This is a genomic window from Pedobacter sp. D749 (assembly GCF_019317285.1).
GTDB lineage: Bacteria > Bacteroidota > Bacteroidia > Sphingobacteriales > Sphingobacteriaceae > Pedobacter.
The window spans coordinates 1,204,528-1,222,555 of the sequence record NZ_CP079218.1 but is presented as its reverse complement, the minus strand read 5'-3'; the positions used below and the strand labels follow the sequence as shown (position 1 = coordinate 1,222,555).

Below are 18,028 nucleotides of genomic sequence, written 5' to 3'. Positions count from 1 at the left end.
CCGACGAAGCAATCTTTATGGCAGGGATTACCGGCACGAAAGATTGCTTCGTCGTTCCTCCTCGCAATGACGACCTTTCTTTAATGATTTCTCCTGAAGAATCTTTAAACCGAAATTCAAAAAAGCGCAACAACGTCTGCAGAATCAAAAAATTATTCCTTATCACATCTATTTTTCCACAATCATTCAAATTAACATTAAGTTAATCTGATTATAAGGCTTTTGCCTATACATTTGTTATAAACAAAACTTACCATATGAAAAGACCTTTACTTCTCATTTTAATTTTTATGGTTTTCTCAAACTATTTATCTGCACAGGTTTCATTAACTGCATTAAATACCGCAAAATCAGAAAATTTTGACGGCATCACCGCAACAGGAACTTCTATAGTTGCCGGATGGAGTGCCGTTAAAGCGAGCGGCACAAACACAGCAGCCATTGGCTCAGCTTTAGCATTAACGGTTTACACCGCTTCGTCAAATAGTGGCGCTGCCTATAACGCGGGTACAGCCGGAGCGGCCGACCGGTCATTAGGAAGTCTCGCCTCTGGTTCGTTAACGCCGAGGTTTGGCGCTGGTTTCCAAAACAACACTGGTGCAACCGTAACTTCAATTGATTTATCGGGCGTAATGGAGCAGTGGAGAACTGGTTCAAATGCTACTGTTAACGAAAAACTAAACTTCGAATACAGTTTCAATGCCACAAGTATTGCCGATGCATCGGCCACCTGGCTCCCACTCTCCGGTATGGACCTTAACGAAAAATTAACTACAACTACCACAGCAGCCGGCATTGATGGCAACTTACCTGCAAATCAAACCGCTATTTCGGGAAGCATCACCACAATTACCTGGGCAGAGGGCGCTACGCTTTATATCCGCTGGACAGACACCGACGATTTAGGGAGTGACGGCACTTACACTGTCGACGATTTTAGCATCACACCAAAAGGCAGTACTACAGCTACCCCTGTTTTATCGGCATCAAATACTTCATTGCTTTTCGGCGATCAAAACATCAATTCAAATGCTACAGCTCAAAGTTATACATTAGGAGGAGCCAATTTAACGGCTGCTGTTTCTGTAAATTCAACAGCACCTTTCTTTGTTTCTAAAGACAATACTACTTTCAGCAATTCCATCAGTTATACTTCAGGCGAGGTTGCTGCATCTCCATTGGTTTATGTACGTTTCAGTCCAACTGCAGGCGGCAATGCCAGTGGCAATATTACCAATACCAGCACTGGTGCCAGCCCTGTTAATGTTGCGGTAAGCGGAAATGGATTATCAACCATTTTAACGGTAAACCAAACGGCTTTCGATTTTGGCTCCCAAAATACAGGTACCAATTCGGCAGCACAAACTTTCAACCTCAGTGCAACAGGCTTAACCGATGTGGTAAATATTACCACAACAGCACCTTTTACGCTTTCGAAAGATAATGTGACCTACAGCACTTCTTTGGTTTACACCGTAGCAGAGCTTGCCACAGGCAAAACAGTTTCGGCACGTTTTAGTCCAACAACACCTACAGCAGTTTCGGGCAATATCAGTATTGCAAGCACCGGCGCAAGCACGCAGAACATTGCGCTTACAGGCCTGGGCACAACACCACCTGCTACCCTAACCCACGTGGTCATTTCCGAAATTTACGGTGGTGGCGGAAATACTGGTGCAACATTCAAAAATGATTTTATCGAATTATACAACCCAGGTAACACTACAGTAGATTTAACAGGCTGGAGTGTGCAGTATTTAAATGCTGCCGGAACAGGCAACTGGACAAAAACAGATTTAACAGGCAGTATCCCTGCAAAAAGTTTCTATTTGGTTCAGGAGATTGCAGGAACCGGCGGAACCGTTAATTTGCCTGCACCCGATGCTACCGGGACTTTAGCCTTATCCGGTACAACCGGAAAAGTAATTTTAAGCAATTCAAATGTGCTTTTAACCGGTGCCAACCCATCAACCACTGTGGTAGTTGATAAAGTAGGCTTTGGCCCAACAGCCACCGGTTTCGAAACCGCACCTACCCCCGTAATCTCCAATACAACTTCAATTGAACGTAAGGCAAGTGCAACTTCAACAGCGGCAACTTTAGCCGTTGGGGGTGCCGAAGAGTTTAATGGAAACGGTTACGATACCGACAACAACAGTACCGATTTTGTAGTTACGGCCCCAAATCCACAAAATACTTCGATAAAAGAACCAACAGGAGCAAACCATGTGGTCATTTCTGAAGTTTATGGTGGTGGTGGCAACAGCGGCGCTACCTATAAAAACGACTTTATCGAATTATATAACCCAACCCTTTCAGCTGTAGATTTAACCGGCTGGAGCGTTCAGTATGCAAGTGCTACCGGTATAGGCAGCTGGGCAGCAACCACCTTATCGGGTTCTATCGCTCCCAAAGGTTTTTACCTCATCCAACAATCAGCGGGCACAGGTGGTACATTAGATTTACCAACACCAGATAAAATTGGCACGCTCACTTTATCGGGTACAACCGGAAAAATATTGTTAAGCAATTCGGCTACCCCACAAACAGGTGCAAACCCGGTTAATGCAAATATTATTGATAAAGTTGGCTTTGGAACGGCAAATGGCTACGAAGGTACTGCCCCTGCACCTGCTACAACCAACACCACATCAATTGAAAGAAAAGCAAGTGCAACTTCAAACGCCACCACCATGGGCATTGGTGGTACAGAAGAATTTGCAGGTAATGGATACGATAGCGATGAAAATTCGTCAGATTTTATTGTGAGGGCACCAAATCCACAAAACAGCTCGGTAACCGAGCCTGCTTCAACCACCGGCCCCTATTTAGTTGTTACGCCAAAAACCCTGGCTTTCAGCAACCAGGCATTAAATACCACATCAGCTTCAAAAAGTTATGTACTCTCTGCCGGAAACTTAACCAATACCACTACTTTAACAACAACAGCTCCTTATTCTATTTCTAAAGATAATGTTACTTTTTCTACTACATTAAGTTATAGCGTAGCCGATTTAGCCACCAACCAAACGGTGTACGTAAAATTTAGTCCAACCGCTGTGGGCAATTCAACCGGCGCCGTTTTACATGCCAGTGCTGGCGCAACTTCGGTTTCACTTTCGTTAACCGGTGCAGCCGTTGACCCTAACCAAACGGCTTTCAGCTTTGAGAACTGTACAACAGTAGGCAGTTCTGCCTTGTCTGATGGCTTTTATCAATACAGCGTAGCCGGTGCACAAACCTGGGGCTGTACCACTACTTTCGGACATGATGCCAGCGACCCGACTGGTGTAGCCAGCGCAGGAAACGCCCTCCAGATTAATGGTTATGCGGGTGGTAATATTTTAAATGAGGATTGGCTGATTTCGCCGGCCTTAAATATTGCTTCATTTAATTATGCCATTTTATCTTTCTGGACGAGATCAGCTTTCGCGGGAGATAAATTACAACTCAAAATTTCTACAAACTATACCGGCTCGGGTAACCCTGCACTGGCCACATGGACCAGTTTAGATGGTAAATTCCCTGAAACAGGTAGCGATAAATGGACCAAATCAGACAATATAGACTTATCGGCATACAAGGGCACACCGGTTTATGTAGCCATTGTGTATAATTCTACTACTTCATCAGCCAGCCGTTGGACGGTTGATGATTTTGCGGTAACCAATTCGAGCACGCCACCAGCGGTTGACATCACCACTTCGCCATCAAGCCTTGCTTTCGGTTTCCAGGCAGTTAATACTACTTCTGCTGCAAATAGCTTTGGTTTCTCTGCGGGCAACCTAACAGGCGATGTCACCTTAACTGCTCCGGCTAATTTTACCTTATCAAAAACAAGTACCGGAACCTATAGCAGTAGCATCACTTACCCAAAAGCCGACATCAACAATACTTCGCCAACAGTTTATGCTAAATTTTCGCCAACGGTGGTTAACACCAGTTATAACGGCAATGTAAGCATTGCTACTCCCGGTTCGGCAAATAAAACCGTGGCCTTAACCGGAAATACCTTCGATATTGCCAACACTTTAGAAGTAGTGAACTGGAACATCGAATGGTTTGGTAGTCCGGCTCAGGATCCATCGAACGATGTATTACAGGCTGCTAACGTTAAAACCGTAGTGAACAACCTCAATGCAGATATTTATGGTTTTGCAGAGGTAGTAGATACCACTTTGTTCAGAAACACCATTTTACCCGCCGGATACAATGTTTTATTCAGCGAGTTCGGATCCTATGCCGATAATAAAGCCGATGCCGATTATCCATTGGCACAAAAACTGGCTTTTATGTACCGCACCGATCTCATTAAGCCTATTTCTACTTTAGGCATTTTAAGAGATACCTATAACCCTGCTGTACCCGCAACCAGTGTTGATGGTACCGCCTACAAAAACTGGTCGTCAGGCCGTTTCCCTTACATGATGCAGGCGCAGGTGAAAATCAACAATAAATTGGATACGGTTTATTTTGTCGAAATTCATGCCAAAGCAAACACAGGACCAACAGCCGATCAGATTGATGCCTATAACCGTAGAAAAGGCGGAAATAAACAATTGAAAGATTGGCTTGACGCTAACCTCGCTGGTAAAAAAGTAATTATTCTTGGCGATTTTAACGATGTACTGGATGCTGATAAAACCATCGCGCCAATGCCTGCAGGTACCGGCACTTCATATTCCGATTTCACCCAGGATGCAGCTAATTATTTCCCTGTAACCTTACCACTAAGTTTGGCAGGAAAACAATCTACCGCCGGATTTAATACCGTAATCGATAACGTCATCATCACGAAAAACCTAAACCTCAACTACATACCCGCCTCGGCCGAGGTTTTAGATGCCGTTAAAAACCTGGTGACCAATTACAGTTCTACCACAACAGATCACTATCCGATTAAAACGAGATATTTATTCGGCAATGGTACGCCCACAATAGATGCAGTGGCCAACCAGGCAGTTTGTTATTCACCAGAAAACCAAAGTATTGCCTTAACCGGAATTTCTGCTGGTCCTGAAACCATACAAAACACTACACTATCGGTTACTTCAGATAACGCTAACCTGTTCGATGTATTAACCGTAGCAGCAAACGGTGCCGATAAAGGAACGATTACTTATCACTTAAAAAACAATGCAAGCGGTGTTGCCAATATTACCGTTACCGTAATGGATAATGGCGGAACAGATTTTGGTGGTGTAGATAAAACCACTAAAACGTTCAAATTAACGGTTACTTCAACCGCTACAGCAAGTATTGCCGGCACATCAGCAGTCTGCTTAAACGGAGCCGCTCAAACCATCACCTTTACCGGGGCAAACGGAACTGCACCTTATACTTTTACCTATAACATTAACGGCGGAACAAGTAAAACGGCAACAACAACCGCAACAAGCACATCGGTAACTGTTTCGGCACCCACTAATGTAGCAGGAACTTTTACTTATAATTTAGTAAACGTTAAAGATGCAAATTGTGGTCAGGCGCAAACAGGGGCCGCTACTGTAACCGTAAATGCTTTACCTGTAGTTTCCATCAGCAGCAATAAAGGCGTAAGCATCTCTAAAGGCGATGCCCTGGTTTTAACCGCTGCAGGCGGAGTACAATACAGCTGGACAGGTGCAGAAATTACCAGCGGGCAAAACACCGCATCGGTAACCATCAGGCCTAAACAAAGCGGCACCTATAAAGTAACCGTTACCAATGCCAGTGGTTGCGTAAGCGATCAAACGATTTCAATTACCGTAACCGAAGACTATAAGTTAGAAGCCAGTACAGTAATCACACCTAATGGTGATGGGTATAATGATAAATTTATCGTAAAAAACATCGATTATTATCCAAACAATACCTTAAGAATATTTGATAAGGCCGGGCGGGTTTTATATACCAGGCAAACTTATGCCAATGATTGGGATGGAACTATAAACGGAAGCCCGCTAAACGAAGGCACCTATTACTACATCATCGATCTCGGTAAGGGCATCGGTACATTCAAAGGTTTTATCAACATCATTAGAGACTAATTACAGACATGAGAGCAATTACCAAAAACATAAAGCAAATGCGTCGCGTAACGTTTCTATTTGCAGCCAGCACATTATTTTTAGGGTCGGTAAAAGCACAGATCCTTCCACTTAACGCACAATATTTCCAGAACCGCTATCTGGTTAATCCATCAATGGCGGGTATTACCGAAGGCTTTAACATCAACGGAAGTTTCCGCAAGCAGTGGTCTAACATTCCCGGTGCACCCATTACCCAGAGTGTTACTTTAGATCAGCAGGTAAACAAAGTGGGTTGGGGCGTAAACATCTACAACGAGAAATCAGGAGGGATCCAGCGCACCAAAGCCGTTGGAACCTTTGCGTATCACCTTCCCTTGAACAGTGACGATCAGAAACTAAACTTTGGGATTTCATTCGGTGCAAGTCAGGATAAACTGGATTTGAACAGTGTAAAAAACAGCGATATTAACGATCCATCCATCGCCCGTTTTAACGATCGGGGTTATTACTTAGATGGTGATTTCGGGATCTCTTATACCTCGAAAGGATTAACCGTAGAGGGTGCCGTTCCAAACATGCGTTCCGTTTTCAGAAAAGACGATTTAAACTTTGCCAACAAACCTACATTTTATTCGGCGGTAAGTTATAAGTTCATGCTGGGATCGGGCATTAACGGAATCAGTCTGGAGCCCAAAGGTGTTTTCAGGGGAATTAAAAATTACGATAATTTATGGGATGCTGGCTTGAATGCCAATTTTGCCAACGATAAATTGTACGTAATGGCCATGTACCACAATACGCAAAACGCTACCGTTGGTTTTGGCATGAATTACAAATCAACCTTATATTTCATGGCTTATTACAATACTGCAACATCCGCCATCAGCGGTTATACCGATGGCGATTTCGAAGTCAATATCCGTGTAAACATTGGCAAGAAACCATAATTTAAGCGATTTTCCGTCATCCTCGCGCATGCGGGGATCTTAATGCAACAATATGCGTTATACTGAACTCGTTTAAGTTTTAAAGAACGTTCGTCATCCTCGCGCAGGCGGGGATCTTAATGCAATAGATAACGAAAAACGAAAAGCTGCAGATTTAAAAAATCTGTGGCTTTTTATTGCTCTGTGCCTTACCTCTACCCGCCTATCGGCACCTTTCCTCTGAAAGGGAAAGAACTAAAAACAAATTACCGCACCCTGCAATATGCTCCATGCGATCTGCATCATGCTATCCGGCCTAGCAGATTTTCGCAGGAAAAAGCACGGAAATCTGTGCAGTTCCCCTCACTACCCCACAACCCAAGGCAGGATCAAGCGGGTGCGCTGGGATAAGCCAGGGTAAGAGCCTCGATGCTGTCGCAATCAAGATTTCCGTAGCTTTTTACAAGAAAGGATGCAAGCCTTGGGTTTTTGTTTCTTTTGGGCCAAGCCAAAAGAAAGAGCCCCCTCGGCGGCGGCGAGCCGAGGCAAGACCGCGCGTAGGATAAGAATAGCGACTGCTTTAAAGTTCCCGCCTGCGCGGGAATGACGATCGTATTATAGCGAGCGCCTTAACCCCCTATCCGCCTATCGGCACCTTTACCCCGAAAGGGAAAGGACTAAAAAACAAATTATCGCACCCTGCAATAGGCCCCTCGCTATTTGCTCCCTGCTATCCGGCCTCGCATATTTCCGCCGGAAAAAGCACGGAAATCTGTGCAGTTCCCCTCATTACCCCACAGCCCAAGGCAGGATCAAGCGGGAGCGGTGGGATAAGGCAAGGGTAAAAGCCTCGATGCTGTCGCAATTAAGATTTCCGTAGGTTTTTACAAGGAAGGATGCAAGCCTTGGGTTTTTGTTTCTTTTGGGCCAAGCCAAAAGAAAGAGCCTCTCGGCGGCGGTGAGCCGAGGCAAGCCCGAGCAAGGGTAAAAACTTACAATTGTCATTCTGAACACAGTGAAGAATCTTTCGGTAAAAGATCCTTCGTGCCTACCGTAAACAGACTCCAATAGAAAAATCGTCATTGCGAGGAACGAAGCAATCTTAATGCGCACGCTAGTAGCAATCGTTGTAAGATTGCTTCGTCGGCTGAAAAAGCCTTCTCGCAATGACGGATTTATTGTTGTAGTAGAATGGCAACCATATTAAATAACTTCCAATAGAACCTAAATTCATACCATTAAAATAAAGATTTCCTCACAAAAACTTCCCCTTCCCCCTTCATTTTTCCTATTTTTACCGCTATGGCTAAACTCATCAACCTAGAAGTATTTCAGCGTTTCTTCCGTTCGGGGCAAGTAGGCGGTTTCCTATTACTGATCTGCGTAGCCATTTCCTTAATCATCGCCAATACTGCTTCAAAAGAAAGCTTCGAAACCTTTTTAGCAACCAAATTAGGCTTTGGTGCCATCAACTACAGCATTTTAGCCTGGATAAACGACGCCTTAATGGCCATCTTCTTCTTATTGGTAGGATTGGAAATCAAACGCGAACTGCTCGAAGGCGAATTATCTTCTGTTAAAAGTGCAGCCTTACCCGTAATTGCCGCCCTGGGCGGCATGCTGGTTCCAGCTTTAATTTATTCAGTGTTTAATAAAGGTACAGAAACCGCCGGAGGCTGGGGCATCCCTATGGCTACCGACATTGCCTTTGCCCTCGCCATTATCGCCATGTTAGGTAAAAGCGTACCAACCAGTTTAAAAATATTCCTGGCGGCTTTAGCCATTGTCGACGATCTTGGCGCCATCCTGGTCATCGCAATCTTTTATACCAACCAGATTCATTTCGAATACCTGGTAATGGCCGGAGGTATCCTTGTTCTTCTAACCCTAATGAACTATTTCGGCGTAAAGAAACTTGTGTTTTATCTTATCCCGGGCATATTCCTCTGGTATTTCATCCACCACTCGGGCATCCACGCCACCGTTGCAGGCGTATTACTGGCTTTCACCATCCCTACCAACGAAACCGATGTTGAATCGCCTTTAGAAAAACTGGAGCATTTTTTAACCACACCTGTGAATTACCTCATTATGCCGGTTTTCGCGTTGGCCAATACCAATATCACTTTCCAGAAAGAAATGCTTACGGGGCTGATTTCTCCTCTAGGTCTCGGCATTATCGTGGGTTTATTTGTAGGGAAAACCATTGGTGTAACCTTTTTCAGCTGGTTAGCCGTGAAACTGAAATGGGCCGATTTACCTACCGGAGCAGGCTGGAAACACATTTTAGGTTTGGGCATGCTCGCCGGAATCGGTTTTACCATGTCGATTTTTATTGCCCTGCTTTCTTTTAGCGAAGTGCTGCATGTATCAGAAGCGAAGTTTGCAATTTTAACGGCTTCTATCCTTTCGGGTGTGGTGGGTTTTGTGTTTTTGAAATCGGTTAAAACTCAGGAATTAACTACAGAAGACAATTTAACCACAGAGGACACCAAGTAAACACAGAGAGGCACAGAGCCCCTATTCGCCTATCTGCACCTTACCCTAAGGGAATAGAAATCAAAGAGAATTCTCCTCATACCACCCCCACCCCTCCTAAATTAGGAGGGGAGTTCCCCTCATAGTTTCAAAGGGATCAATCCATGGATGTTGTCTCTGCTCATTGCAATCTGCATCATGCTATCCGGCCTAGGAAATTTTCGCAGGTAGACAAAGAGAATAACAACCGTTTAAGATTCCCGCATGCGCGAGAATGACGACCGTACTATAGCGAGCGCCTTAACCCCCTATCCGCCTATCGGCACCTTTCCCCTTAAAGAGAAAGGACTGAAAAACAAATTATCGCGCCCTGCAATAGGCCCCTCGCTATCCGGCCTGGGAAATGATGGAAGGAGAAAACGTTAAAGCTTTAGCACCTCCTTTCAACCAACCACTACCCCGAGGCAGCACGCCCTCCCCGATTTTTCATCGGGGCTTGTGCTGACGACCTCAAAGCTTTGACGAATTTATCCGACATCAGTTCCAAGCCTTGATTTTTGGTTACCTTTTTATCAAGAAAAAGGTAAGAGCCCCTTCGGCGGCGGCGGACCTGTACCGATTTTTCATCGGTAGCCGAGGCAAGACTGCGCGAAGGGCTAGAAAATAGCGAGCGCATTAAGATTGCTTCGTGCCTCGCAATGACGACCTTACTATAGCGAGCGCCTTAACCCTATCCGCCTATTGGCACCTTTCCCCTGAAAGGGAAAAGGCTAAAAAACAAATTATTGCACCCTGCAATAGGCGCCTCGCTATCTGCATCATGCTATCTGCTCCATGCTATCCGGCCTGGGAAATGATGGAAGGAGAAAACGTTAAAGCTTTAGCACCTCCTTTCAACCAACCACTACCCCTAGGCAGCACGCCCTCCCCGATTTTTCATCGGGGGCTTGTGCTGGCGACCAAAAAAGCTTTGACGAATTTATCCGACATCAGTTCAAAGCCTTTCAGTTATGCCTTAGTGTTTGTTGTTTTTAAAGGTAGGCATGCTTTCGCTGCGCTCAGGTTTGTTACTTTTTCATCAAGGAAAAAGTAAAAGCCCTTCGGTGGCCAACCGAGGCAAGACTACGCGAAGGGCAAAGAAATGAACGGTAGTGAATAAATGATCTTAATGGTCAGTTATAAAAAGATCCTTCGTACCTCAAGATGACAACCAGGCTAGCTACTCCCCTAACAAATTTTTATGTTTTACACCCCAACTTTCGAGTGCATTAATAATCGGCCTCAATTCAAGGCCAATGGCAGTTAGTTCATATTCCACCCGTGGCGGAACTTCAGCGTAAACGGTTCGCTTAACAATTTTAGCTGCTTCTAATTTACGGAGCTGTAAGGTGAGCATGCGCTCGGTAATGTTAGGTAAATTTTTTCTTAACTCTCCAAATCTGAGTTTACCATTCATTAACCACGAACAGATCACCAAAGCCCATTGGCCGCCGATAATGTTGGCCGTATAAACTTCTAAACACTCATCAGCTAAAGCTTGTTTATTGGCATAGTTGGTAGAGGTTTCCTTGATTTTAGACATACTTACATTTTTTATAGTACCTTACAATTGGTGGCTAATGTACAAATTAAGCGGTTATGCATCTATTTTTGTGCTTTATAATCATCAAAATCTGTAAAAATGAAAACATTGATCGTCGTCACACATCCCGATATTAAAAGTTCCGTAATTAACAAAAGGTGGATTGAAGAATTAAATAAATACCCCGACAAATATCTGGTCCATCAACTGCATGAGGCCTATCCTGACGAACATATTGATGTATCAGCAGAACAAAAACTGGTTGAACAGTATGATAAAATTGTATTCCAATTCCCCTATTATTGGTTCAATTGTCCTGCACTTTTAAAAAAATGGATGGATGAGGTTCTCACTCATGGCTGGGCCTATGGCAGCAAAAGTGGGTATAAATTAGCTGACAAGAAAATCGCCCTGGCCATTTCATTGGGCGTTGAAAAACACGAACTGCGCCCATCAGAAAAGTATAAATATACATTAGCAGAATTAACCCGTCCGTTCGAACTTTCTTTTCAATATGTAAAAGCCGATTACCAACCCCTGTTTGCTTATTATGGAATAGACAATAACCCATCGGAAGAGTGGATAGAAGCAAGCGTTCCATTGTATTTAGATTTTTTAGATTCGTTGTAAGAGGATAAAGCGAATATTTAACCGCAAAGAACGCAGAGAGGAACCGCAAAGAACGCGAAATACAAGCGTTACCTTTTAGCACCTTAAACCCCTATTCGTCTATCGGCACTTTTACCCTAAGGGAAAGGACTAAAGAAAATCCTCCTCATAACCACCCCCACCCCTCCTAAATTAGGAGGGGAGTTCCCCTCATAGTTTCAAAGGGATCAATCTATGGATGCTTTTCTCTACTCCATGCGATCTACATCCTGCAATCCGGCCTGGCAAATTTCTTAGAAAAAATCAGTCGTCATTTCGACTGGAGCGCAGCGGAATGGAGAAATCTTTGAACTGTGTTTTCGCTTACTTTCAAGCGCCCTAAGCCCCTATCCGCCTATCGGCACCTTTCCCCTGAAAGGGAAAGAACTAAAAACAAATTACTGCACCATGCTATTTGCGCCCTGCTATCCGGCCTGGCAGGTTTTCGCCGGAAAAAGCACGGAAATCTTTGTACCTCCCCATCATAACACCACAGCCTAAGGCAGGATCAAAGCGGGAGCGTTGGGAATAAGCAAGGGTAAGAGCCTCGATGCTGCCGCAATCAAGATTTTCGTAGGTTTTTACAAGAAAGGATGCAAGCCTTGATTTTTGGTTACCTTTTTATCAAGAAAAAGGTAAGAGCTCTTCGGTGGCTAACCGAGGCAAGCCCGAGCCTGGGCAAGAAAATAGCGATTGCATTAAGATTCCCGCATGCGCGAGAATGACGACCGTACTATAGCGAGCGCCTTAAACCCCTATCCGCCTATCGGCACCTTTCCCCTGAAAGGGAAAGAACTAAAAAACAAATTATCGCACCCTGCAATATGCACTTCGCTATCTGCTCCCTGCTATCCGGCCTCGCAGATTTTCGCCGGGAAAAGCACGGAAATCTTGCAGTCCCCCTCATAACCCCACAGCCCAAGGCAGGATCAAAGCGGGAGCGTTGGGAATAAGCAAGGGTGAGAGCCTCGATGCTGCCGCTATCAAGATTTCCGTAGGTTTTTACAAGAAAGGATGCAAGCCTTGATTTTTGGTTACCTTTTTATCAAGAAAAAGGTAAGAGCTCTTCGGTGGCTAACCGAGGCAAGCCCGAGCCTGGGCAAGAAAATAGCGATTGCATTAAGATTCCCGCATGCGCGAGAATGACGACCGTACTATAGCGAGCGCCTTAAACCCCTATCCGCCTATCGGCACCTTTCCCCTGAAAGGGAAAGGACTAAAAAACAAATTATCGCACCCTGCAATAGGCCCCCTCGCTATCTGCACCCTGCTATCCGGCCTGGCAGATTTTCGCCGGAAAAAGCACGGAAATCTTTGCACCTCCTCATCATAACCCCACAACCTAAGGCGGGATCAAAGCGGGAGCGGTGGGAATAAGTAAGGGTAAGAGCCTCAATGCTGCCGCAATTAAGATTTCCGTAGGTTTTTACAAGAAAGGATGCAAGCCTTGATCTTTTGTTTCTTTTCTATCAAGAGAAAAGAAAGAGCCCCTCGGCGGCGGTGAGCCGAGGCAAGCCCGAGCCTGGGCAAGAAAATAGCGATTGCATTAAGATTCCCGCCTGCGCGGGAATGACGACCGTATTATAGCGAGCGCCTTAAACCCCTATCCGCCTATCGGCACCTTTCCCCTGAAAGGGAAAGAACTAAAAACAAATTACTGCACCATGCTATTTGCTCCCTGCTATCCGGCCTCGCAGATTTTCGCCGGAAAAAGCACGGAAATCTTTGCAGTCCCCCTCATAACCCCACAGCCCAAGGCAGGATCAAAGCGGGAGCGCAGGGATAAGCAAGGGTAAGAGCCTCGATACTGCCGCTATCAAGATTTCCGTAGGTTTTTACAAGAAAGGATGCAAGCCTTGATTTTTTGTTACTTTTTCATCAAGGAAAAAGTAAAAGCCCTTCGGTGGCTAACCGAGGCAAGCCCGAGCCTGGGCAAGGAAATAGCGATTGCATTAAGATTCCCGCCTGCGCGGCAATGACGACTGTATTAGTAATTACCCCCTTACCCCCTCTTAACCTCATACCACCGCTCTATCCCCTCAACAAACCCCTCAAAAAACTCCTTATAATACCCTTTTGGTACCTGTACCCTAAAATTCACCCTGCTAAAAAACCAAACTAGTTTATAATCCATTTCTGCCTCAAGCAAATACCACAAATACGTTTTAACCCGATCGCAAACCAAAAACAGCCCAATACTATCGCTACTCAACTTCAACAGCTTCCCTTTCACCTTAAGCCTAAGCTGCAGTTCAAAATAACCACCCTTATCCCTTAACACAAAGCTTAAAACAGGAATATCCATCGAGAAAAAAGCCAGTTTCATATCCTTTCTTACTGGCTTGCCCGCAACATTCCGCATGCCATAAGTATATAGGTAATGCGTAAAAGGTTGCTGTACCAATAACGGTAAAGCCTTGTTCCATAGCTTAAAAATTTCGAGTTGATTAGCCTCATTAATCCTGCTAATTTCAGCTACGGCTTCGGGTAGCGCAGCGTATGCACTAAAACGTATGGCCGCTAGCGGTTTCATGGCGAAACAGATGCCGTTCAGCTCCTCCTGTTGCGGCGATAGGCTAATGCCCTCCACATCATTCGTATTAAACCCGAAACGTTTAAAAGATTTAACCGTTTTAAGGTAAGCCGTGGCCGCAAAAACATAAGGAATTAAAAAAGGATAATGGTTGCTGTGGAAATGCTGCAGATCGGTATTGGCAAAACAATAGCCAATGCTAACCGGTGCCAACCGTGCCATCGCATGTTTACCCGACAGCCTTTCAAGCGGTACTACCACCCGTTCCGTAACATCCGGCAAATCATCACCAGGCCTAAACAAACCGCTAAACTTTTTCTTCAATGTAATAGTAAAACCGCCAGGTTTTTTAACCACATCTACATATCCGGAACGCTTGTTACCCAAAGCAAAACATGCCGGCCAGTAATATTCCTTAAAATCGCAGTAACCGCTCCGCATCATGGCCCGCAAAGTAAGGTAAGCATAACGTCCAAGGTAGGTTTCATCCGTATCAACACTACAGCTCACCAACAGGCAATCATACTCTACCCCAATATAAACCCTTGCTTCTTCCCCTTCCAATTTAATGTTAACGATTAACAAACCCTGATCAAAAGAAAGCGATTGTATGGCCAACGGCTCAGTTTTTTTACCTACGCTAAATGTGCTATGCAATCCGATAGCGATCTGATCCAGCACCGCTAACCTTAACACCCTGCTCCCTTTTTCAAAAGGCAGTTTGTAAAACCGCGAAAGCGGTTTCCCTGCAATGGTAATGTGTTTAGTCATCATACTCGTATGGTTTTACGAGTCTTGCTGGGAAGCAAAGTCCCTAAATAATAAATGTGGGACTGCTTACCATAACCACATCAAAGTTTCTGACGCCTTACGTTGAAATGGATTTACAGCAGTCCCACATCTATTTCGATGTACAAATATATACATCTACGCATAGATATGGGCATTAATCTGCTGTCTTGCTTCAACGGCGTCAGATTCTGTGGTTGCAAGACTTTTATTAGTACCTAATTATAATATTCGAATATAAATAAAACATTAATAGTAAACAAATTTGTTGACCAAAATCTGTATTATTTCGTGAGTTTGCGATATGAACGACGAAGTTAAAACCTTTAGGAAAAACCTAGGCAAACGAATACTACAACTTAGAGTTGCTAAAAAATTAGAACAAACTGAACTAGCTGCTATTCTTGATGGAAAAGACAAACAGTTCATAAACAGATACGAAAAGCAAGGAGCTAATCCAACTGCTTATATTTTAGTAAATTTGGCAAAAGCGTTAGACGTAAGTGTTGATGAATTACTAGATTTTTCTAAATTAACAGAAAAATAACAAGCCATTAAAGCAAACTGGTTCAGGAAAGTGCAGAAATTGAAGATAGCACTTTAGAAAAAGTGGCTAAGGCATTGGGAGGAAGCGATCAAGAAATATTCCGAATACATCTACAAGTAACGACAACTCCACAATCAATGTAATAAATATTCAGCCTACATTCAATCCTTTAGACAAGTTAGTGCAAGCATTAGATGCTAACAAAGAATTTTACGAAAGATTGTTGGCAAGTGAAAGGGAGAAAGTGGAAATATTGAAGAGCAGGTAACAAATGTTTAAATCAGTATAAAAACTTGTTCCTTACTTTTTATTAAATGCGTCAAATATACTTGGATCAAAAAAGAAATGCTTATTTAGATCACCTTGATATTCATTAAATTCAGCCTGTTTACTTTCCACATTAAAATCATATAGGCGATATAAATAGTATTTATCTGAATTCACCTCCGAAAATTTGATTTCGTTTATTGTAATTTTAAATGGAGTGTTTTGATTTCCTTTAGTAGTTTTAACCTCTATAAACTTATCACATCCATCTAATTCTTTTGATAGTATATCAAAACCATTTCCATCAGCAACTTTTATAACTTGCTCTATCAAATCATGGCAACCATTATCATATAGCACTCTTTTCTCATATTCGATTACCAGCTCTTCTCCGAGTAAACCAAGTTCTTGATCATTCTTTTGTTTCGCTAACCAATCAATTTGTGAGCCTTTAAAATCAAAGGTCCTCACAGGAGAGTTTTCAAAACCTTCAGGCATTTTCTCATTTAAAATTAGACTGTAAGGATCGACAGGTTTCGATGGTTTTTTCTCGCCAGTTTCATTGTAATAAAGTTCATCTTCTGCCCAGCATTTAAAGCATTTTTCATGCATTACTCGCTCGAAATAAGTTCTCTTAAGATATTCACTATCGCCATGATTAAGTTTTTCGGCGAGTGGATAAAAACCGACTCCTATGGTTTGTAAATCGGAATGCATTACAAGAGAACTAAGCATTGGCCGATCGAAAGTATGTTCATGTTCTGAAATATCACCAATCTTTTCAGCAAAAACATTGACATGATCCCGATCATTAGCATTTAATCCATATTCACTCATTATATTACCATAACCAATCTTTCTTCGATTTCGGGCCAGTTCAATTAATTTTATTCTAAGCTCATTATCCATATTTTTTTTATTTTTACAGGAAATTTAAATAGTAGAGTAATCAGATCACCCTAACTTCAGTATAAGTATTTGCTTGATTAATGTAAAATCAATTCGTATTGAAAAGGGGAATCTTTTCCTTTAAAATTAATGAGTCTAAACTTTTTATTTCTTAACTCTTCTTTAACAACGTATAGTGGATGAGTATAAGAATACATTCCTCCAACAGAAATTATTGCATCTTTGCAAATAGAATTTAAATTTTCATAAATAAATTTACCAGCTTCACCACCATGGTGAGGAACAATAAGGTAATGATTATGTTTATAATAAAAATTAGGTAAAACATATTTATTAATTTGTTCATAATAGAAATCGGCACCTAAAACAATTACTTGAGTCCGAGTCTTTAATGCAATTAGTAATCCAGCCTTGTTGCGATCTCTGTTTTTTGATCCATTGAAAATAAAAAAACCATATCTGTCGCCAAATATTTTCACTAACTTATCTGATGTTTTTCCTCCAATTGGGATCTCCTCCTGGACAGGAAATAATGCAGATGGATTTAATACCTTGAATCTATCAAGTAACTTCCTGGAAGTTTTATTTGGTACTAAAGACCTATAGATAAAAGCCTTTACAGACTTGATGGTTTGATCTTCGGCCTCCAAAAGCATATGATAATGATCTACGTCCCAATGAGAAATAACTATAATAGGATTTGATTTTTGGTAGTCATTGTCACGTAAGTTCATCAATTTTTTAACAGTTTGTCTATTATGTGAATAGGAAGTACCAATATCATAAACAACTTTAACATCCCCACTAAAAGAAAACTCATTCCAGCTACCTTGTCCTACACATTTTACAATCAGCATTCTTTCTGATAAACCATCGGCTAAAGCAAGGAATGGTTTTTCGGGGGTATTGTTTACGTTCTGACCATCATTAATGTCTTCATATATGTATTTTGCACTTACATTACTTGCAACTATAAACTCTCTAATATCACGCCCCTTAACATTGATTTTAAATAAGATAACATCTGAATCACTCACTAATTCAGCCTCAATTAAAAGTTCAGATATTGATTTCTTGACATTGTAATAAACACCTAATTGAAATTTTTTGCTAAAATTAAAATTATAAAACATAACCATTGAAGCATCATTGGGGTTTTCAAATGGAGAATCATAATTTTCCATGAATCGATTAAAATGCTTCGAATCTAGAAAATCGAATAGAATGGTTTTATTTTTTTTGTTGTGGTGTTCTATTGTAACTAAGGTTTCCTCATTCAATAAATCTTCGTCTGATTTTTTCACTAGTTGAGAGCTGTTTTATATTTAGTCGTTTTGA

The 18,028-nt window shown here is 42.6% G+C and carries 10 protein-coding genes; 6 read left to right on the top strand and 4 right to left on the bottom strand.

Going from position 1 to position 18,028, the window contains the following annotated elements:
• The first annotated feature begins 257 nt into the window (after positions 1 to 257).
• The 4 genes from KYH19_RS05080 to KYH19_RS05065 all read left to right on the top strand — a co-directional run bounded on the left by KYH19_RS05080 (position 258) and on the right by KYH19_RS05065 (position 10,508).
• On the top strand, positions 258 to 6,029 hold the full coding sequence (locus KYH19_RS05080; protein ID WP_219077821.1) for a lamin tail domain-containing protein: 5,772 nt from the start codon (positions 258 to 260) through the stop codon (positions 6,027 to 6,029).
• Positions 6,030 to 6,037: 8 nt separating this feature from the next.
• Positions 6,038 to 6,958, top strand: a complete 921-nt coding sequence (locus KYH19_RS05075; protein WP_219077820.1) for a type IX secretion system membrane protein PorP/SprF — start codon at positions 6,038 to 6,040, stop codon at positions 6,956 to 6,958.
• Positions 6,959 to 8,239: 1,281 nt separating this feature from the next.
• Positions 8,240 to 9,436 carry a Na+/H+ antiporter NhaA gene (nhaA, locus tag KYH19_RS05070; protein WP_219077819.1) on the top strand — a complete coding sequence of 399 codons (1,197 nt, stop codon included), beginning with the start codon at positions 8,240 to 8,242 and terminating at the stop codon, positions 9,434 to 9,436.
• A gap of 832 nt (positions 9,437 to 10,268) precedes the next feature.
• Positions 10,269 to 10,508, top strand: coding sequence for a hypothetical protein (locus tag KYH19_RS05065; protein ID WP_219077818.1), 240 nt, complete (start codon positions 10,269 to 10,271; stop codon positions 10,506 to 10,508).
• A 126-nt stretch (positions 10,509 to 10,634) separates the two neighbouring features.
• Here the strand turns inward: KYH19_RS05065 and KYH19_RS05060 are convergent, their stop codons facing one another.
• Positions 10,635 to 10,997 (bottom strand): helix-turn-helix domain-containing protein, encoded by a 363-nt coding sequence (locus KYH19_RS05060; RefSeq protein ID WP_219077817.1) that lies wholly within the window; start codon positions 10,995 to 10,997, stop codon positions 10,635 to 10,637.
• Positions 10,998 to 11,096: 99 nt separating this feature from the next.
• On the opposite strand from KYH19_RS05060, the gene KYH19_RS05055 reads away from it, so the two are divergent.
• Positions 11,097 to 11,627, top strand: coding sequence for an NAD(P)H-dependent oxidoreductase (locus KYH19_RS05055; protein ID WP_219077816.1), 531 nt, complete (start codon positions 11,097 to 11,099; stop codon positions 11,625 to 11,627).
• 2,020 nt (positions 11,628 to 13,647) lie between these two features.
• Here KYH19_RS05055 and KYH19_RS05050 read toward each other — a convergent pair.
• A complete protein-coding gene (locus KYH19_RS05050; protein ID WP_219077815.1) occupies positions 13,648 to 14,952 on the bottom strand; it encodes a hypothetical protein in 1,305 nt (434 codons plus the stop codon).
• A 319-nt stretch (positions 14,953 to 15,271) separates the two neighbouring features.
• Here KYH19_RS05050 and KYH19_RS05045 point away from each other — a divergent pair, with 319 nt between their 5' ends.
• Positions 15,272 to 15,514: a helix-turn-helix domain-containing protein gene (locus KYH19_RS05045; RefSeq protein WP_219077814.1), complete on the top strand. Its 243-nt coding sequence runs from the start codon at positions 15,272 to 15,274 to the stop codon at positions 15,512 to 15,514.
• Between the two features lie 300 nt (positions 15,515 to 15,814).
• On the opposite strand, the gene KYH19_RS05040 is transcribed toward KYH19_RS05045, so the two are convergent.
• Positions 15,815 to 16,690, bottom strand: a complete 876-nt coding sequence (locus tag KYH19_RS05040) for a DUF3883 domain-containing protein (protein WP_219077813.1) — start codon at positions 16,688 to 16,690, stop codon at positions 15,815 to 15,817.
• A 77-nt stretch (positions 16,691 to 16,767) separates the two neighbouring features.
• Positions 16,768 to 17,994 carry a hypothetical protein gene (locus tag KYH19_RS05035; RefSeq protein WP_219077812.1) on the bottom strand — a complete coding sequence of 409 codons (1,227 nt, stop codon included), beginning with the start codon at positions 17,992 to 17,994 and terminating at the stop codon, positions 16,768 to 16,770.
• Positions 17,995 to 18,028 lie beyond the last annotated feature (34 nt).